12 protein-coding genes are annotated in these 21,089 nt (G+C 35.4%); all 12 read right to left on the bottom strand.

Features of this window, described 5'->3' with window-relative positions; all coding sequences use genetic code 11:
* Nucleotides 1-3: 3 nt before the first annotated feature.
* Nucleotides 4-2,715, bottom strand: a complete 2,712-nt coding sequence (locus A4F88_RS14635; protein ID WP_162268796.1) for an RHS repeat domain-containing protein — start codon at nt 2,713-2,715, stop codon at nt 4-6.
* Nucleotides 2,716-2,820: 105 nt separating this feature from the next.
* A complete protein-coding gene (locus tag A4F88_RS14630) occupies nt 2,821-3,300 on the bottom strand; it encodes a hypothetical protein (protein WP_068843377.1) in 480 nt (159 codons plus the stop codon).
* Nucleotides 3,301-3,334: 34 nt separating this feature from the next.
* The gene (locus A4F88_RS25190) at nt 3,335-3,538 is read right to left on the bottom strand and encodes a hypothetical protein (protein ID WP_245179123.1); all 204 of its coding nucleotides are present in this window, start codon (nt 3,536-3,538) and stop codon (nt 3,335-3,337) included.
* Nucleotides 3,539-4,188: 650 nt separating this feature from the next.
* The gene (locus A4F88_RS14625; RefSeq protein WP_068843375.1) at nt 4,189-5,190 is read right to left on the bottom strand and encodes an isoaspartyl peptidase/L-asparaginase family protein; all 1,002 of its coding nucleotides are present in this window, start codon (nt 5,188-5,190) and stop codon (nt 4,189-4,191) included.
* 168 nt (nt 5,191-5,358) lie between these two features.
* On the bottom strand, nt 5,359-6,261 hold the full coding sequence (locus A4F88_RS14620; RefSeq protein WP_068843373.1) for an ROK family protein: 903 nt from the start codon (nt 6,259-6,261) through the stop codon (nt 5,359-5,361).
* Between the two features lie 181 nt (nt 6,262-6,442).
* Entirely contained in the window at nt 6,443-7,903 is a 1,461-nt protein-coding gene (locus A4F88_RS14615; protein ID WP_068843689.1) for a glycoside hydrolase family 125 protein, read from the bottom strand.
* A gap of 4 nt (nt 7,904-7,907) precedes the next feature.
* Nucleotides 7,908-10,193: a GH92 family glycosyl hydrolase gene (locus A4F88_RS14610; protein ID WP_068843371.1), complete on the bottom strand. Its 2,286-nt coding sequence runs from the start codon at nt 10,191-10,193 to the stop codon at nt 7,908-7,910.
* Between the two features lie 155 nt (nt 10,194-10,348).
* Nucleotides 10,349-12,622 (bottom strand): GH92 family glycosyl hydrolase, encoded by a 2,274-nt coding sequence (locus A4F88_RS14605; RefSeq protein WP_068843370.1) that lies wholly within the window; start codon nt 12,620-12,622, stop codon nt 10,349-10,351.
* A 98-nt stretch (nt 12,623-12,720) separates the two neighbouring features.
* Nucleotides 12,721-14,706 carry a beta-mannosidase gene (locus A4F88_RS14600; protein ID WP_068843369.1) on the bottom strand — a complete coding sequence of 662 codons (1,986 nt, stop codon included), beginning with the start codon at nt 14,704-14,706 and terminating at the stop codon, nt 12,721-12,723.
* 445 nt (nt 14,707-15,151) lie between these two features.
* Nucleotides 15,152-16,669, bottom strand: a complete 1,518-nt coding sequence (locus tag A4F88_RS14595; protein WP_068843368.1) for a SusD/RagB family nutrient-binding outer membrane lipoprotein — start codon at nt 16,667-16,669, stop codon at nt 15,152-15,154.
* An 11-nt stretch (nt 16,670-16,680) separates the two neighbouring features.
* The gene (locus A4F88_RS14590; protein WP_068843367.1) at nt 16,681-19,770 is read right to left on the bottom strand and encodes a SusC/RagA family TonB-linked outer membrane protein; all 3,090 of its coding nucleotides are present in this window, start codon (nt 19,768-19,770) and stop codon (nt 16,681-16,683) included.
* Nucleotides 19,771-20,077: 307 nt separating this feature from the next.
* On the bottom strand, nt 20,078-21,088 hold the full coding sequence (locus tag A4F88_RS14585) for a LacI family DNA-binding transcriptional regulator (protein ID WP_068843365.1): 1,011 nt from the start codon (nt 21,086-21,088) through the stop codon (nt 20,078-20,080).
* Nucleotide 21,089: the final 1 nt, after the last annotated feature.

The following is a 21,089-nucleotide window of genomic DNA, read 5'->3' as shown; positions in this document are numbered from 1 at the left end:
GTATTAGTTGGTTTGGTAATGGTATTCGTTTTCTGAGAGGATATTTCCGTTTTTATCTTTTACAAATTGCAGTCTTCCAAAGGAATCATAGGTATAGGTAATGGTATCTCCTTTGGGGTCGGTTATGGTACTTACACCTACTAGTGGGATGTAGGTATAGGTGGTTACCATGGCGTCAGGAAGAGTATCTCGCAGGTTGTTTATGGTTGCCAGATTATTTTCGTCCAGGCTGTTTACATCTGACAGACCTAAGGCGACTGCTACCTGGGTGTTTGTCGCATTTTCTATTTTGGCTATAGGCTGGGTTTTATTATACCCCCAAATGATTGAAACCGGGCTTCCTTTTTCCGGAGTATATTGTTGAACATTTCCTCTGGTATCATTGTGATCAAAGGTGATTTTTTTATCGAGGCTTGTATCTATGTCATTTGTTCCCTTATTGGCATACACATATCGTGGAAGTAATAAATTACTCGTTGCGGCACTTTTATCATAAACCGTTAGTTCTTCTGATAACTTAGTATTTTCATTAAAAGTTTGGGTTTTTAACGGTATACTAATCATATTATTAGCTACCATTTCAGATATAAAAGGTAAACTACTCATTTCAGAATCCTGTGCATAACTATATTTAGTTATTTTTTTATTTCCATCACTTAAAGTTAATTCAGAGCTGGTGAGATTTAAATGTGTATAATTATCATAATTTGATTTTTTTAAAACAGTAATCGGATTTTGATTCTTGTAAAAAGAAGTTTCAGTCTCTGATGATGGAACTATCCAGTATGATGGAATATTGTAAAATCTTAAGCCACTCATATCTACAGTATGTGGGCTACCATTTGGTCTGATAGCTTCTGGATAGACCATTAATTTTGTTAATCCTTTTAGATATTTAGTCCCCTTTAATGTGTATTGATATTCAATCTTTTTAATAGAATCTCCTAAAGCGGTATAGTAAACAACTTTATCCATTTTCCCATTCATTGGGTCGTGAATAAGCGGAAGATATGGTACATTTTGAGCAAAAGGTTTCCGATCTTCAATGTTATGATAATAATATTCGGTTTTTCCATTTTCACCATTTTCACCGTCAAGTTCAGTTACTTTATCATAACCAACTATTCCTGAATTTTGTAAAAGACTTGGAACAGTAATTGAGTTTGACATGCGAACCCGATAAATATAATTAACATACCCCATAGAACCGTCAGAGCCAGCTTGTCCTCCCGGATGTGTATCATTAGTATGTCTATTGTATTCAGTTGCATATATCTGAAAATCATATAATGGTGGTGCAATAAGTTTACCTGTCGTGCTCCCATTTGTATTTTTATACAGAAACTTTTTAACGCCTACTATTTGATTATTACTGTAATTAGTAATTTTACTGATTCTTAATCCACCTCCTTTCTTCTGTGCAACAATCATTTTTTTATTCCAATTAGCACTTATAGAACAAGTTATGCCTTCTATATTTATAATATCCATAGTGTAATGACCTGGATAAAGTATGAGATCCAAAGTCTGTGGATTTGAATATTGCCCTGAAGGCTGTGAAGCAGTTTCCTGAAACTGGTAAACAAGGTTTCCATTTTTGTAGAAATGGGCATAATCTCCAATATACATCAAATCTCCCGATTTTTTAAAAGTGCCTTTTAATGTCACTACTGTAGTATCAATCACAGCAATATCAAAAGCCTCAGAATATTTTCCTAGCATAGAACTAGCAATTACCGATTGTGGCTGTAAAACATACTGATCATCTCCTTTTAAGTTACCATATTCATTTAACTCATAATTAAATTTTGATGCCCCACCAGTGGGATACTTTATTGAGGAAAGCATTCCTTTAATCATATCTGTGTCTGTCTGATTTGCACTTCGATCAGCTCCTTTCCAGGATTTACCTATTGAAGGCAACACTTTACCTGGTAATATTGTATTATTATTCGTTTGCTTATTATAATACCCCCAGTGATCTATTGCCTTTGTATATTTATAGGGAAGATCATCAGCATTATAATAATCAAAAGCATATGGTGGCTTTTGTTGATTATCAGTTCCTGTTTCTATAACAGAATCTAATTTAAGTCTTCTTTTGTTGGTATAATCATTGCTTAATGCTGAAGAAGTATTAGACAAAAAATAGCTATAATTAAAATTGTATTTTTTTATTGTGTTATTATTTAGATCCTTTATAACAATTTGAGATAGTTTTTGTGGTTTTTGTGTTCCGAGATATTCAATATCATCCCTGTCAGTAGTATTAAATAAGATTATGCCTCCCGAAAAATTGATTTGTTTGAGGTAAACATCCAAAATCACCTGTTTTGATGCATTATAACGATGATAAACACCCGCAAACGATGGAGTCACAGCTGTGCTAGCATGTGCAAGATCCATTTGCTCCATATCATATTCAGTTTCAGATTTAGAAGTTAGACTTACACTTTGCCTTAGTTGTGTTTGATAAATAAAATTGACCGCTTCTCCGTTTGGAGCAACAATCGAATCCAGATACCAGGAACTTGTAATAAGCGGGTTACCGGTAATTTCGTAATTATCAAAAGTACCAATCTGAGAATCATTGGGTATATCTCCTCCGTCTAAAGTTCTATAATAATCCTGAGTACGTTCCCTAGTATTAAAATAATAACTGTATCCCAGTCCGTCTACAACTACCCACTTGTCAGATTGTTGAAGGTACTGCATTTTTAGGTTATTTTCCTGATCCATATAAACAGAGGAACCATTGACTTTCTTGTCTAGTACAAATCTTCCTGAATAGTTGCCAAAATTATAACTAAAACTATCAGGTTATGTATCTATCGATCCCTGATCAAAATTATACAGATAGTCCTGGTTATAAGTACTCAAAGAGTAAAAGTCACTTGTTAAAACATCAAACTTATTTGGTAATGGATCTGCATCATAATACCCGGTTTGAGTTGAAGCTGTACCAAATAAATCATCACTCCCTTTAACTGTTTTGGTTATTACACCTCCTGCAGATAAGGACCAGCCTAAACCAACCCATCCAGCATTATCAGCAACTTTTACACCAGTAGAAAAATAATCCAGTTTTATGGGTATATTTTGATTTGCCATCTTTATTTCATATAATGGAACCGTTAAACCAATAGTCCCATTATAATAATTGACAGGATTATTACCATAAACACCTAGTGATGCTGCAGTAGGTGATGACGGAATAACTTTTAAAGGGTCGAATGGTTGTTGACCATATGTGATGCCCCAGAAAAATAAAATTATTGCAAATTGTATTATTTTTTTCATAGTTATTTTTGGTATGTTCATTTTATTTTACACTTTAAATCACTTTTACAGATTCAGTTTTTAAACCGGTTTTATTAGACAGGGAACTTCCTGTCAGAATAAAACCATAATCAGCAGTAGACTGCGCATCAAAAAGATAATCGGCATGTATTCCTCCATATGATTTTTCCCAAAGAATATCCTGAGGATAAGAGAAAAACGACATTAGAATAAAAAGAAACAGGTAAAGTTTTTTCATAAAATTTGATTTATAATTGTGGCTCTGAGATTGGTTACATTGTAACTATTTTCTGAAAAAAGATCTGTTCTTTTCAAGACTTTTGATTTTGCAGCATGCAAATTTCCGGCTAAAATTTATTTAACTCTTCACGACTATCATTCAAGGTTATCTCCAGTAGAAATAATTTAAGAGATATAACAAACAATAGCGATTGCTTCACTTTGGTTAAAGTAAAGATGAGTGTAAACAATGAAGTGGTATTTTTTGTTTTTGGAGTACTTTTATCTTTACATATTTTAAAGACAAAATGGTAGACATTTTAACGAAATCTATTTCGTTTAAAGGGTAATTTTTTATCAAAAAATTTCCTGAACCTTTAAGTCCCTGATTAATAATTGATAATATTGTCAGCGCTAATTAATGAAAAAATAATCAATTTCTGAATAAAAAAATCAAAAAAGTTAAATATTTATTAAAAAAAATACCCAATAAATTGTTTTTCAACATTTTAAAACAATTTATAACTTATTCAGTAAAGCACTTTTTGTATTTGCAAAATGCTAAATATCAAGCTTTTCCATTTCCAGCACAAAAAAATGCGCAAAGATCAAAAAAGATCTTTACGCATCGCAAAAACAATTAGCCCTGTAAAGGACCAACTAATAATTTTACTTTAAAAAAGAATCGGCATCGATTAATTTATTTCCGGTTTCATCATAAACAGCATAATTAAAACCAGTCTGAATACAGTAAGAACCATATTCTCCTGCTTTATTCAGGGCAATAAAACCTACCTGAATATCTTTTAGATCTTTATTCCTGTTCTTCGTTAGTTTTATAATTCTTGCCACAGCTTCTTCGCAGGCTTTTTGAGGTGATTTTCCCTGACGCATTAGTTCCACTACCAAATGACAACCTGTAATACGGATTACTTCTTCGCCATGTCCTGTGGCAGTTGCGGCTCCAATTTCATTATCAACATATAAACCAGCTCCAATAATTGGGGAATCTCCAACACGTCCGTGCATCTTAAATGCCATTCCGCTTGTGGTACAGGCACCGGAAAGATTTCCGTTGGCATCCAGCGCAATCATTCCAATCGTATCGTGGTTTTCGATATTGGCGATTGGTTTGTATTTACTGTCTTTTAGCCATTCTTTCCATTCTTTTTCGGATTCTTCTGTTAAGAGGTTTTCTTTTTTAAAACCCTGGGATACGGCAAATTGCAAAGCACCATCGCCAACCAGCATCACATGGGGTGTTTTTTCCATTACGGCTCTGGCAACTGATATGGGATGTTTTATATATTCTAAACAGGCAACTGAACCTATATTGGCATTTTCATCCATGATACAGGCGTCTAACGTTACACGGCCATCTCTATCCGGACGTCCGCCGTAGCCTACGCTTCTTTCTTTTGGATCGCCTTCCGGAATTTTAACTCCTGCTTCGACAGCATCAAGAGCTGTCCCTTTATTTTTTAAGACTTCCCAGGCTGCTTCATTTGCCGGGATTCCAAATCGCCAGGTAGAAAGTACGATGGGTTTCTTTCCTTTTTTGGATACCAATACTTTTTCTTCTTCAGATTTTGTATCGAAAGATTGTAATGCTACAGCCACAGAAGCAATTGCAGCTGTCTTTATGAAATTTCTACGATTTGAATTTGCCATATTAAAATAAAGTTTATACCATGTAACACTAAAAAATTAAATTCTATAAGGGATATAAGAACATTAAAGCTGCTCTGTGACTTTTTAAAGTCATACAATCTCAGTCTTTTCAATAGGAACTTATATCACTTACAGGGTAAAAAAACAAGTTTTGTAAATTTATAAAAATTACGCTGTATACAACAGACTTACTGCTCCAATTAAAGCAGCGGCTTCATTATCTTTAGAAATTGAAACCTCGATTTCAATTCCTGCTTCTTTTACTTTTTTGTTGAAATCTGCCAGAAAAAATTCGCTGGCATTGGCAATTTTACCTCCAATAATAAAACCATCGGCATTGAATTTTTTTAACCACGGAATTACAATTTCGGCTAAATCACTTCCCATTTCATTAAATGCTTTTATTGCATTTGTATCACCTGCCTTAGCCAAATTAAAAAGCTCCAATCCGTTGTTAAGCGTTTTACCGGTTAATGTTTTATAACGATTTATAAGGCCTCGTGCCGAAACATAATCTTCGGCCATGCTTTCTTTAAAAGTCAGGTTGTAGATTTCTCCGTCTGCCGGTACAGATTCTCCGGTAGCAACAGAAACTCCTTTGTCTATAAAACAAGCACCTAGTCCCGTGCCAAGTGTAATTGCCATTACTTTCTTGGACAGATTACCGGCATCTTTATAGACTTCTCCTTTTCCAAAACAAACCGCATCGTTTTCAAAAAAAATCGGAAAATCGCTGGAAAGATTAAGTGTTCCCTGAAACAAATAACGAACATTTAATCCATAAAAATGTTCATATTTAGACTGGTCTTTGATCCAGCAAATCCCATTTTCGTAATCAAACGGACCCGGCATACAAACGGATAACCCAATTACGCTTTCTACTTTCGAATTTTTAATTGAAGTCTGAATTGCTTTTTCCCAGATAGACATTACCTGATCAACAGGCAAATTAGAATCAAAAGATTCTTTATGCAAGGAAAGATCAATCAATTGCATGTTTTTAACATCTATAATAGCTGTGGTAATATGTGTCCCTCCAATATCTATTCCTACGGCATATTCTTTATTCATTCTTTATTTTTTTGAATTGAACCATTAACAGATTAAGAAAATTTAGTTTTGATTCTTTTTTACCATTAAGGAATTAAGTCTAACTGCTTCATCTTTCTTAATTTCTTAATGGTAAGTATTTTTCTATCTCTATTTTTAAAAGTTTTATTTTATTAATCTCTTAATGGTAAATATTTCTTTTTTATATGTTTTTGTCTTTTAAAATTTGAGGATAATGAATGCTCGTATGAACAATCATTTCTCCAAATAATGTATTCGCCCAGGCAAACCATTTTCGGGTAAATTTATTTACATCGTCTTTATGAAAGGACTCGTGCATAAATCCTGTATCGGCGTTTGTTTTGATCAGATTGCTGATACAATGTTTTATTTCATTTTCATCGACACTGGTAATGGCTCTTAACACAATACTCATGGGCCAGATGGTATCTGTTCCGGTATGTGGTCCGCCAACGCCCTCGCCTGCTTTTCCTTTATAGAAAAACGGATTGTTTTCTGAAAGCACTACTTTTCTGGTATTCAGATACAACTGATTATCAGGTTCGATTGCGCCTAAATAAGGTAATGATAATAAAGATGGAACATTGGCATCATCCATCATATGGAAACTTCCGTAACCGTTTACTTCAAAAGCAATGATTTTGCCGAATTTCGGATGATCAATGATTCCGTTTTCTTCTAATCCTTTCTGAACTTGTCCTTGTAATTCTTTGGCTTTAGCCACTAAATTATCATCTTTTAATGCCGGTAAAGAGAAAATTTCCTGAAGATATCCAAGTACTTCAATCGCAAACAGATTACTCGGAATTAAATACCCGAATAAGGTACTGTCATCACTTGGTCTGAAAGTCGAAACAATTAATCCGCATGGTTTTACCGGATATCCGTAACCGCTTAAAGGCACTCCATCTGTAGCCCAGGCTGTTACACGTTGAAAATTGTATGGTCCTTTATCTGTCCAGCGTTGTTGTTCTCTAAAGGTTTGTAAAACCAAAAGCATCGCTTCTTTCCACTTACTGTCGAACAAACTGATATCTCCTGTTTCTCTCCAATAGCCATGTGCCAATCGTATTGGGTAACACAAACTGTCTATTTCCCATTTACGTTCGTGAATACCGGGCTGCATTTTGGTCATGTCATTTTTCCACTCGCTGACCTGATTGAAATCTTTATAAAATGCATTTGCATAAGGATCCAATAAAATACATTTGGTTTGGCGGTTGATTACTCCTTTTACCAGTTCTGCCAGTTTTTTATCTTCTTTTACAAACGGAATATACGGCCATATCTGGGCTGTACTGTCACGTAACCACATCGCATCGATATCGCCTGTAATGACATAGGTATCTGGTTTACCATCAATGATTTCAAAATCTACGGTTGTATCTAAAGTGTTTGGAAAACAGTTTTCGAACAACCATGCCAATTCCGGATTGGCGATTTGTTTTTTGATTCTCACGATTGCCGCTTCAACAGCTTTACTGGTAAATTTTCTTTCGGCTAAAGGAGGCCTTTTGGTAATAAAATCTTTTAACGCAAAATTGAAAGTATCTGAATTCATTGAGAAAACATCGGTTTGAAGCGCTAGTAATCCTGCTGAAAAAATCCCTGTATTTTTTATAAATTTTCTACGTGACTGCATAGTATTATTTTGAAGTTGAATAAGAATATGGATAGGCACTTGCCGAAGTTCCTCTTTGTAAATTAGGTTTGCTGCTCATGTCAAAGTTTAATTCACCACCTTTTAAAGCATCAAAATGATTGATGAAGTTTTTACTGTAATTGGTATTATCCCATTTTAATTCCTGAACATATTTATTGGTTTCAGAATTGTTTGGTGCCTTAATCACCAGTTGTTTTCCGTTTTCTAATTCCAGAGTTAATTTCTTAAATAATGGTGCTCCCAAAACATATTCTTCTGTTCCCGGGCAAACCGGGTAGAATCCCATCGCTGAGAAAACGTACCATGCTGAGGTTTGTCCGTTATCCTCATCTCCGCAATATCCGTCCGGAGTTGGTTTGTACAAACGGTTCATAACTTCTCTTGACCAATATTGCGTTTTCCATGGTTCTCCTGCATAGTTGTACAAATAAATCATGTGCTGAATTGGCTGATTTCCGTGCGCATATTGTCCCATATTCATGATTTGCATTTCGCGGATTTCATGAATAACTGCTCCGTAATAACTGTCATCAAAAACTGGTGGCATTGTAAAAACGGCATCCAGCTTAGCAGTAAATTTTTTCTCTCCGCCCATTAGGTCGATTAAACCCTGTACATCATGAAAAACACTCCAGCTATAATGCCACGCATTTCCTTCGGTAAAAGCATCTCCCCATTTAAACGGATTGAAATCTTTAGGAAAACTTCCGTCTTTGTTTCTTCCGCTCATTAATCCGATGGCTGGATTATAAAGATTTTTATAGTTCATCATTCGTTTTTCGAATAAACTGATTTCTTTTTTCGGACGGTTTAAAGCTTTTGCCAATTTCCAGATTGTGAAATCATCATAAGCATATTCTAATGTTCTGGCTGCATTTTCATTGATTTTTACATCATATGGTACATAACCTAAGGTGTTATAATATGAAACTCCCTTTCTTCCCACAGCATCTAATGGTCCTTCGTTGTTGGCTCCGTGCAATAAAGCTTCATACAATTTGTTGATATCATATCCTCGTAATCCTTTGATGTAAGCATCGGCAACTACTGAAGCCGAATTATTCCCCACCATTACGTTTCTAAATCCGGGACTTGACCATTCCGGCAGGAAACCACCTTCTTTATAATCGTTGATTAATCCTTCCTGCATTTCTTTATTGATCGAAGGATATACTAAGTTTAACAAAGGATATAAGGCGCGGAAAGTATCCCAAAAACCTGTTCCGGCAAACATATAACCCGGTAAAGTCTGACCATTGTAAGGGCTGTAATGCACTATCTCTCCTTTTGCATTTACTTCGTATTGTTTTTGCGGAAAGCAAGCGGTACGGTATAAACAGGAATAGAATGTTTTTAGCTGCTCTTCGCTTCCGCCTTCGGCAGTTAGTTTTCCTAAAACTTTATTCCATTCTTGCTTAGATTCTGCTACGGTTTCATTAAATGAAGCTGTTCCTAATTCGTTTTTCAAATTCAACTCAGCTTGTTCCTGACTGATAAATGACGAAGAAACTTTTACGTTTACGATTTCTCCTTTTTTGGTCTTAAAACCAACAACTGCGCCTACATGATTGTCTTTTAATTCCAGTTTGTCTTTTTCTAAAACTTTATCATGCCATGTATAATTGGTAGCAAAAGGCTTATCAAATTGTAATATAAAATAGTTTTTAAAATTCTCCGGAACGCCGCCACTGTTGCGGGTTGTATAGCCTATAATTTTATTTTCTGATGGAATTATTTTGATATACGAACCTTTATCAAAAGCATCAATTACAATAGAAGATTGTTCGTTTTCCGGAAATGTAATCTGAAAATGTGCCGCTCTTTCTGTAGCTGTGATTTCAGTCGTTACATCATAATCGGCAAGGTAAACGCTGTAATAATAGGGTTTTGAAACTTCGGCTTTATGGCTGAACCAGCTTGCTCTTTCTTCTTCTGTAAAGGCTAATTTACCGGTTACCGGCATAATGGAGAACTGTCCGTAATCGTTCATCCATGGCGAAGGCTGATGGGTTTGTTTGAATCCTCTGATTTTTTCGGCAGTATAAATATAGGCCCATCCATCGCCCATTTTTCCGGTTTGTGGTGTCCAGAAATTCATTCCCCATGGTCTGCAAATTGCAGGATAGGTATTTCCGTTCGAAAGACTATGCAAAGATTGTGTTCCCATTAAAGGATTTACATATTCTACAGGGTCTAAAGTTTTAACTTGTGCATTTGCCGCAAAAAAGCATTGCATTACCCCTAAAAAAATTAAACTCTTTATTTTCATTTTATGTGAATTGTGTGTTGTAAAATGTGATCTGTAAACTGTGATCTGTAAACTGTAATCTGTAAACTGTGATCTGTAATCTGAAAACTGTGATCTGTAATCTGTAATCTGAAAACTGAAAACTGTGACTAAAATCTATATTCTTAAATCTAAAATTAAAGCGGTCTGTCTGCTTTTTTTACTCCAAAAGTTGCCGATGGTTTACTTCCCATAAATAATTTTAGTTCGCCACCTTTTACAATCATATCTTGTGTAATGTATGATTTTGTATAGGGTTTTCCGTTGTATTCTGCTTTTTGAATATAGATGTTCGTATTGCTGTTATCAATGGCTTTTATTTTAAATGAAACGCCTTCTTTGTGATGAATGACGGCATCATTAACTAACGGACTTCCTAAAACATAAATTCCGTTTGCAGGATTAACCGAATAGAATCCCATGGAAGACAAAACATACCAGGCCGACATTTGTCCTAAATCTTCATTTCCGCATAATCCGTCCGGTTTTGTTGAGTAGAATTTATCATCGATTTCACGGATTAGTTTGGCGGTTTTCCAAGGCTGACCAGCGTATGCATAAAGATATGGAATATGATGATTAGGCTCATTTCCCTGTGCATATTGTCCGATCAAACCACTAATGTCCGGTGAAATTTCTTCTCCTTCTACTTTATCTGTTAGCAGAAAAAGAGCATCCAGTTTGGCCAAAAATTTATCTTCACTTCCAAACAATTCAATTAAACCGTAAGGATCCTGAGGAACTAACCAGGTGTATTGCCATGCATTTCCTTCTACATAATCGTCTTTACGATGTGCAGATGAAAGCGGATTAAATGGTGTTCTCCAATTTCCATCTGTCAATTTCCCTCTCATAAAAGTGGTTTCTTTATCGAAGTACAATTTGTACAAATTGGCTCTTTTGGTAAAATAATTATAGTCTTCTGTTTTTCCTAAAGATTTTGCCATTTGCGCTACACAATAATCATCAATGGCATATTCTAAAGCGTTTCCAACTGATTCTAACATTTTATCTGCAGGAATATATTCGAGTTTTTGAACATAATCCATTCCGTCACGCGTTTGCATGGCTGTTTTTTTGATGGCTTCGTATGCCAGTGCAGTATCGTAACCTCTGTAACCTTTTAGATAAGCATCTACAATAACGGCAATGGAGTGGTTTCCGTTCATGGTATTGGTTTCATTACCCATTAAATGCCAAACCGGTAATCTGCCTTGCTGTTCGTAAATTGCTAAAAATGACTTTACGATATCATTAATTTTATCCGCTTGTGTAATAGTGTATAATGGATGTAAACCACGATAAGTATCCCAAAGTGAAAAAGTAGTGTAGTTCGTAAAACCTGCTTTTTCATACACTTTTTTGTCGGTTCCTCTGTAATCTCCGTTGGCATCATTAAAAATTGAAGGTGCAAACATGGTATGATACAAAGCGGTATAAAAAACTTTCATTGTTTTATCATTGGCTTTAATCTGGATTTTATTTAGTTCCTTATTCCATTTTGAAGTGGCGGTTTTTACAGTTTGATCAAAGTCCCAATTCGGAATTTCTACTTTTATGTTTAAAACAGCATTTTCATAGCTTACAGGAGAGATTCCAACTTTTGCCAAAATCTGCTTGTTTTTAGTAGCAAAATCCAGAATGGCTTTCATTTTTAATCCTTCGCCTTCAATTCCTTTTACAGTAGCTTTATCATCGTATAATGCCAGATTAGAAATGGGTTCCGAAAATTCGATTGCAAAATAAATACGCTGATCTGCTGCCCAGCCTGCTGAAAAACGATATCCAACAAGTGTCGTTTCGTTTATTTTTTTGATATATGTTTTTACGGGTTTATCCCAGCCAATACCATCAGCAAGGTCTACCAGAACATGATTATCATCTGTACTGTTAAAAGTATATTTATGAAAACCAACTCTTTCGCTGGCTGTTAATTCGGCTTTGATTTTGTATTTATCCAATAAAACACTGTAATACCCCGGTTTGCTTACTTCGTTATTGTGTGAGAAATAAGAACCATAACCGTTTACCATATCTTCTTTTGTTCCTTTAAACAAAGGCACTTTTCCGGTAACCGGAAGTAAAAGAATATCATTTAAGTCTCCAATTCCTGTTCCGCTCAAATGTGTATGGGTGAATCCTAAAATGGTGTTGCTGGCATAATTGTAACCGCTGCACCAATCCCAGCCTTCAAAAATATTTACAGGTCCTAACTGTACTGCTCCAAAAGGAACATTTGCGCCCACAAATACGTGGCCATGTCCTGCTGAACCTATAAACGGATTTACATATTGAGTATAATCTGAACTGGTTTGTTTTGCCTTTTTTTCCTGTGAAATTACAGGATTAGCAACAAACAGACTGAAAGCTAAAATACCGCTAAAAGCTATTTTATTGTATTTTCTAAACATATTTTTTAGATTCTAAGGTACTGAGATGCTAAGGCTCTGCGTTTTTTTCTCTAATTTTTCTTAGAGACTAAGAAACCTGACAGCTCAATAACTTTTAATTAATATTTATTTAAAACCTCATATAAAGAATAAACCTTTATCTCTGGTTTTACGATTTTACCTTCAAAAGTGATTGTTTTTTCTTCTCCTGGTTTCAGGTCGAAATAATTGTCGTTCCATTTTCCGGTGTATCCTTTTATGGAAACGTTTACATATTTCGCGAATTTGGAAGCTTTTAAAATTACTTTATTTCCTTTTAATTCCCATGTTATTTTTGGGTCTTCCAGTTTTAAATTTATTGGGCGTGTAAGATCTATTTCTGGTGTTTTATCATCACGATAAGCTTCTTTCATCGCGTACCAGGCTGCTTTAGGCTGACGATCATAATAATCGGTTACGCTCCAGCTTGCTACTGGCCAGCAATCGTTAAGCTGCCAGACTAAAGTTCCCATATTATAAGGCGCTTTTGAACGGTGAATACCAATAATATTTTTAAGCGAATAATACTGTAAACATTGTGTGAGGTAACTGTAATCCTCCACATTCATTTTCTTTATTTTGGTCGAGTCGATGAAATAGCGGTTCAAATACGAATCTAATTTCATAAATCCTTTTCCGGCTTTTTGGTGTGCCTGTAAAATATCCGAATATAAATATCGGTCTTCCGGCAATGTAAATTTTTCGATCGATGAATAAGTTGGCATGGCCTGCATTCCGTATTCGCTTACAAAACGTCCTGTTTTTTTCTGAACGGCTTCAACATCTTCCAATCCCCACCAGGTTCCCCAATAATGGCTGTCTCCTTTGGTAAGGCTGGCACTTCTTGACCAGTGAAACATTGGAGAAGAACTGATATAAGGACGTTTGGTATCGACTTCTTTTACCCATTTTGGAATACTATCCTGAAACAAACGAACATAATCTTTCCATAAACGGGTCGAATCCTGCTTAGACATTTTCATGCTTTTTTGCCATCCCCAATCTTTAAAAGCTTCATCGATTTCATTATTACCACACCACAAAACAATACTTTTATGATGGCGTAAACGTTTTACCTGATACTGAACTTCTTTTTTTACGTTATCAAAAAAGGCATCGTCTCCCGGAACCATTGTCCCGGCAAACATAAAGTCCTGCCAGATGTAGATTCCGTTTTTATCACATAAATCGTAGAAATAATCGTCTTCATAAATACCTCCGCCCCAAACACGAAGCATATTCATGTTGGCATCTTTCGCCATACCAATTACTTTTTCGTATTCTTTTTTGGTTACTCTTGACAAAAATGCATCTGACGGAATATAATTAGCGCCTTTCATATAAACGGGTTTTCCATCAATTTTAAAATAGAATGTTTTACCCAGATTATCCGGCTCTTGTACCAATTCGATTTTGCGGTCCAGTACATAAGGTTTCTCCGGAGCTTTTTCGTCGTAAGCTTCTAAACGTGGTGTTTTCCAGATCCCGCAAGTAGTGAATTTTGGTCCCCAGTCCCATCCAAAATGATATTGTGCTTTACGTACATACGCTCTTGGATTATCCGGAATTACAAACGGAAAATCTTTTTTTGCCAATGAATCCACAACATTTTGTGCCGACTTAAAAACAATCACTAAATCATTATTTCCGGATTTAATTAGTTTTTTAACATCAACCCGCCATTGACGGAACATATTATCGGCTTTTAGAATTTGTTTATTGTTGAGGTAAACAGTTGCATAGGTATCTAAACCATCAAAAACCAATTCGGTATTTTTCTTTTTTAAGAGTGCAGGACTTACCTGAAAAGTAGTTTTATATTCCCAGTCTTTCTTTTCGATCCATTCCAGTTTTTTTTCATTGTCTCTGTAAAATGGATCCGGTATTATTTTATTGTTCAGTAAATCAGTATGAATTTCTCCGGGAACGGTAGCGGGATTCCATTTTGTTGTTTTTGTTTCCCGATATTGCCATCCGGTTTTCAAATCTATATTTTGGGCATTTACCGCAAATGAAAAATTTGCAAGAATACCTAAAATCCAATAGAAGCTTTTTTTACACCCCATTTTTATTGTATGCTAAATTATTATGTATGCAGTTTAATTTTTGGCAGTTTGAGAAGAAGAACTGGTGGTAATCAACTCTCCTTCTCTTTAGGTTTTATATCAGAATAAAAGTAACTAACAAAATATCCCTGAAATCATTTCCTTTTTTACGGCTGCCAAGTCCAATTTACGTCATGTTTTGTAGATTGTAGGTTTCTGATCGTAGATTTTCAGGATCTTAAAAAAATCTGTATCAATCATTTTTTATATTCTTTTGAAGATTATCTCTTCTTTTTCAGCAAAAGCTATGGTGTCATTTGCGAAAAAAAAGGTTTTAAAATCCGGGGAATAAACTGCTGATAAAACTTTTCTAATGTAATGAAAATCAAAACAAAAACAAAAAATAAGCCGGGAGGTACAGGTATTCCTACCCGGCTTAATTCAACTAACTCTAACCAAATTTAAACTATTGTTTGTCCCACCAGATTCTGGTTGTCATTAAATCCAACCCCTGGCGCGATATTGCTTCTTTGAAATTTGCAGCGTTTGTGATTAACTCTGACTGATCGTAGATTAATCTTCTTGGAATTGTTCCTTTTGTTTCTCCGGTTGGATCATTTACAGGAACTAAAACAGGATATCCTGTTCTTCTGTATTCTGAGAATGCTTCAAACCCATTAAACAATAATACGATCCATTTTTGCGTGATAATCTGCTCAATTTTTTGTGCATCTGTTCCTGTAGCTTTAAACGGATGTGCTGTCATGTAAGTATTGTATTCAGCTGTAGTAACCGCAGGTACTTTGTCTCCAAAAATGGTTAAGATATCCATTGCTGCTTTTACTCCGTCTTCGTAATACTTTTGTGCCGTTCCGCCCACATTCCATCCTTTTACTGCTGCTTCTGCCAATATAAATTGTACTTCGGCATAAGACATAATTAAGGTTGGTGCATCTAAACGTAATACTGTTGAAGTATTAGGATCTGAAAACAATTTTTTGTCTCCGCCCGGAAACTCTTTTGCATCATTTGCAAGACCTTGCTGACTTGCCGGAGAATTGTCTCCTGTAGCTTCCAGTTTTGCATAAATTCTCAAACGCGGATCGTTATTGTTTTTTAATTGATCGATATACGTTTTACTGAATTTAATATTTGATTCACCTCCATTAAGGTCATTTCTAACCCATGATGAAGTTATTGGGTTGGTTTTAACTCCCGCCGGTCCTGAATCATGTTTTAAAACAAGACTGTCATCGTTTGATGTAAAAACACCTTTTGCAGCAGCTTTCTCTACATATTGTTTTGCTTTTGCTGGGTTTACTTTAGATAAACGCATGGCTACTCTCAACATTAATGAGTTCGCCAGTTTTTTCCATTTAGCTACATTACTCTGGTAGTATAAATCAGCATTTCCAACAAAAGCTTTATTAGCATCTAAAGCATCACCTGCTTCGTCTAATTCTTTTAAAAGGTCATTGTAGATCGCTTCCTGAGTATCATATTTTGGAGCAAAAACATTTCCGTTGTATCCTTTTCCGGCTTCGAAATAAGGAACTTCACCATAGGTATCTGTTAGTTTTTGAAAAAGAAAAACTTTCATGATTCTTAGGGCCTGAATCGTATTGGCATTTTCAGGTGTGTCTTTTAAAACAGACATTAACTGAAAAATCTGATTCAATCCTTTTCCGTAAGTTTCTCCAAAAAGTGCTGCCGAATATTCAGAAGCATAAGTATATTTTGAACCTGGTCCTCCTAATGAAGAAAACTGTTGTACAATTTGTGCTGCGTATAAGTTATTTCCTCTGGTGTTAGAAAAATCCTGCCCGTCAACATAAATCTCAGCCAGTGTAAACATTGATTTTACAGCAGGATCTGTCAAAGCATTTGGATTTGTGTTCATTTCCTCAAATCCTTTGTCGCATGAAGCCAATGTCATTGCACCAACAATTGCGACACAAAATATTTTTATATATTTATTTTTCATCTTTTTTACTATTAGAATTTAACATTAAGCGTTAATCCGTAGTTTCTTGTCAAAGGCATAGAAGCTCTTTCAAGACCTTGAGCATTACTATTAGAATAGTTTGACTCCGGATCAATATTTGGCACTTTGTCGTAAATTGTCCATAAATTATGAGCAGAAAATGCTAAACTAATGGATTGGAATGGTGTTTTTGAAAGGTATGTTTTTGGGAAGTTGTAGCTAAAAGAAATCGCTCTTAACTTCACAAAATCAGCATCATAAACAAAGTTTGATGTTACATCACTGTAACTTCTCCAGTAATCGTATGCAGAAACTGTTGTGTTTACCGGGTTTCCGTTTACATCTTTACCTGATACCTGAATTCCGCCTTCACGACCCGGAAGTGTTTGCTCTGATAATCCGTAACGAGTTCCTAACTGGTTTGTAGCTGAGTAGATTTCTCCACCAAATTTAGCATCTACAAAAACAGAAAGTGTAAAGTTTTTATAAGAGAAGTCATTTGAAAGTCCCATTGAAGTTGGTGCAACACCTTGTCCTGCAATGATTAAATCTCCTCTCATGAATTTACCATTTGTATCTAATACAATGTTTCCGTCTTTATCTCTTAAATAATCATAAGCTTTGATTACACCAAAAGGCTGCCCTTTTTCTAAAACTACAGAAGCTCTTGAATCTCTGTTTCCTTCTAATGTTTTGGTTGTAATTTTATCAGAAAGGTTTAATACTTCACTGTTGTTGTAGGCAAAATTATACCCAACATTCCATGAGAAACTTGGTGTTTTAACTGCTTTTACATTTACAGCAAACTCCACCCCTTTGTTCAGGATTTGTCCTACGTTAATTTTTGTAGTTCTGTAACCTGAAGCCTGAGAAATATCAGCATCTGTAATATCGTTTGTTGTTTTCTTGTAATAGAAAGTCAAATCTGTACTTACTCTGTTGTTGAAGAATGTATTTTCGAAACCAAACTCGATAGTACTTACATTATACGGTTTTAAAGTTTTGTTTGGAACTGTTTCTCCGTTTACTCCTAAAATTGGCTGTCCCTGAGAATCTGTTTGTCCGTCTGGTGCAGTATAAGTCAATGCCAAAGCATAAGCATCCGGCAATGCACCTCCTACGTTACCCCAACCTGCTCTGAACTTACCATAAGAAATCCATTCCGGTAATTTGATAACTTCAGAATAAATAAAACTTGAACTCACAGATGGATAAAATGTACTGTTGTTTGAAGGATCAAGCGTTGAGAACCAATCTTCACGACCTGTTAAACTTAAATATAAGAAATCTTTGTATCCTAAGTCAGCAGAATAGAAAAGAGAGTTTACTTCGCTTTCTGAAAATAATTTCTCTGATTTGTCCGGTTGTGTATTTCCGTAGAAATATTTGAATGGAACAATAAAGTTGTTTCCTCTCATTTTGATTCCGCTGTATCTGTTGTGTTGACGGTTTCCTCCAATGAAAGCATCTAAAGAAAGATTTTTTGCCAAATCTCCTTTGTATCCTAAATAAGCAGAAGCATTATACTCTGAACGGTTTTCCACTCTGTTTTCATAAGATCCTCCAGGATTGTAGTTGATTCCGGTTGGTTCAACTTCAGTATATTCATAATTAATATCATCAACACCAAGAACACCTTTAGCATAAATTTTATCTGTAATGTTATAGTTTACTTTTGCAGATCCGATGAAACGTTTTCTAAGGTCATCGTTTAAAGGTTGCTGCGTTGCAAAATATGGATTTGTATGGTAAACATTTGCTCCAAAATAATCTGCTTCACCACCATTTTCATCGTATGCATTACTAATCCATCTGATATCTGTTCCAGGAGTTAAAAAAGTCGTTGGAAAAGAAGGGTTTCTAGGTGAATCGTTCAAATAAGGTCTGTTATGGCTTTTCTCTGTAATGTACTGAGCGTTGCTCTCTATGCTTATTTTTTTGTTTACTGCCGAGTTTAAACTCAAAGCAATATTGTTTCTTCCAAAATTTGTTCCCGGTAAAATAGACTCATCTTTAGTATTTCCAAAAGATAATCTGAAGTTTGTTGATTCATTTCCGCCAGAAATCGCTAGTGTATTGCTAAAAGAATATCCGGTTCTGTAGAAGTTTTCAACGTTGTCTTTTCCGTAAGCCTGGTATGGTCTTGTTTTTCCGTCGATAGAAAGAGAAGGGGTTCCGTCGTATTTATCTCCCCATGCAAAATAGTAAGAATCTCTAAGTTCCTGCAAGTTGTTAAATCTTGTAGCAACTCCGTTTACAGGCGCTCCCGCTCCGTATTGATCCTGCCAGTGTAAAAGGCTTGCCGGTGTGTTGAAAGTAGAATTTGTACTAAAGTCTACTCCAATTCCAGTTCCGCTTTTTCCTTTTTTGGTTGTGATTAAGATAACCCCGTTTGATCCTCTGTACCCGTAAAGAGCAGAAGCGGCACTACCTTTTAGTACTGAGATAGATGCGATATCATCCGGATTGAAAGAGGACATACCATCTCCTTTATCAGCTCCCCCCCACATTCCTGCGTTTCCTTGCTGACTGTTATCGATCGGGATTCCATCTACTACATATAATGGCTGATTTAAACCGGAAGCTGAAGTTGCTCCACGAATAACTACACGGCTTGAACCTGATGGTCCTGTAACCGGTGCTGAAACGTTTACTCCGGCAATTTTTCCCTGCAGTGCATTTCCTAAGTTAATTTCTTTGTTTTTAGTTATATCATCACCTTTAAGTTCTCCTACGGCATAACCTAAACTTTTCTTTTGTTTTTTAACTCCAAATGAAGTTACCACAACATCTTTTAATTCTTGTGTATTTTCTGCCAATACAACAGAAACTCTGCTTTCGTTTTCCTGAACTACTACTGATTTTGATGCAAAACCTATAGAAGATACATTCAGGGTTACTTTGCCTTCAGGAACATTCATTTTAAATCGTCCTTCGGCGTCTGTAATAGCGCTATATGGTTTTCCCTGAACCTCAATGGATGCAGCTACAATTCCCTTGTTTTCTGCATCGCTCACTATGCCTGTTATTAATCGGTTTTGCGCCACAGCACTTAAGCTGCTAAACAACACCATTCCTAACACTGCTAATAATCTTTTCATAAGCATTTTTTTTGGTTATTAGTTTTGATTTTTGTTTGATTGTTTTTTTAACTTGTTTGTTTTAATAATTAATAAAAAATTCTAACTCAGTTTCAATATGGTATTCTATGGTCTCCACCTTTTGAATACTATGGTTTAATAGTCATGTAAGCATTCTTAAATTTTAAGAAATCGATATAGTAACCCGATCAAAAAAAGAACTGAAAATCAGTCTGCTCGATCTAAAATTTACTAAAACGATTTAGTAAAACAGTTAAAAAAAAACGAATCGTTTTTTCTTTTTTTTGAATCGGCATAGTGTTTAGCACTAAACAGATTCCCTAACAATTAATCTGCCTTTTTTAAGGCTTTTTTCTACATCAAAAGCTTCCATATCTGTCATCTGACTCATCAGCAATTGTATCGATTTTATAGCAATATCTTCTATTGGCTGTGCAATAACTGTTATTGTTGGTGTATGCAATTTAAAACTGTCATGGTCATCGAAACTAATTACTGCAATATCCTGCGGGATTTTAATTCCCATATCCTTAAATGCCTGAAGACCTGTAAGTCCCATATAGTTCGTCAGAAATAAAACAGCATCAATCTGCGTATTTTTCTTTACGAAATTTACAATAGAAGCTATTCTTGCTTCTTCATTGCTATGATATTCCATATGAAGCACAAGTGACTGATCGTATATTCCTGCTTCTTTTAAGGCGTCTCTGTAACCGTCTTCACGCAATTTCATCTGAACCATTTCAGAGGTGTTGTTGACCACTGCTATGTTTTTGAAACCTTTACTGATCAGAAATTTAGTAGCCGAATTAGCTGCCTCATAATTGTCCATAACAACATGACTTACTCTTTGTCCCGGAAAATAACGATCGACCAATACGACCGGTTTTTTCAGTTTTAAAAGAAGGTCAATTTTCTCTTCCAGGTTTTGAGTCGGTGTAATAATAAAACCATCTACGTTTGCCTGTAAAAGACTGTTTATTAACTCTTCAGAACGTTCATCATCATCTCCTGTACTGCAATAAAAAACTCTGTAATCTATATTCTTCGCTTCATCTTCGATAACTCTTGCCAGATCAGAAAAGAACTGATTGGAAATGTCTTCTACAATAAGCCCGATTGATCTTGTTTTACCGGTTCTTAAACTGGTAGCGATCATGCTTGGTCTGTAATTGAGCTTCTCTGCTACATCCTGCACTTTTTTAATCACAGCAGCACTGATTCCCATTTTCTCTCCTTTTCCGTTAATGACAAAAGATACTGTTGATATCGATACTTCAGCTTCTGTAGCAATATCTTTGATGGTTATCTTTTTCATT

This window comes from Flavobacterium chilense (assembly GCF_001602525.1).
Classification (GTDB): Bacteria; Bacteroidota; Bacteroidia; order Flavobacteriales; family Flavobacteriaceae; genus Flavobacterium; species Flavobacterium chilense.
The sequence above is the reverse complement of the archived record's forward strand: the minus strand, read 5'-3'. Positions and strand labels throughout refer to the sequence as shown.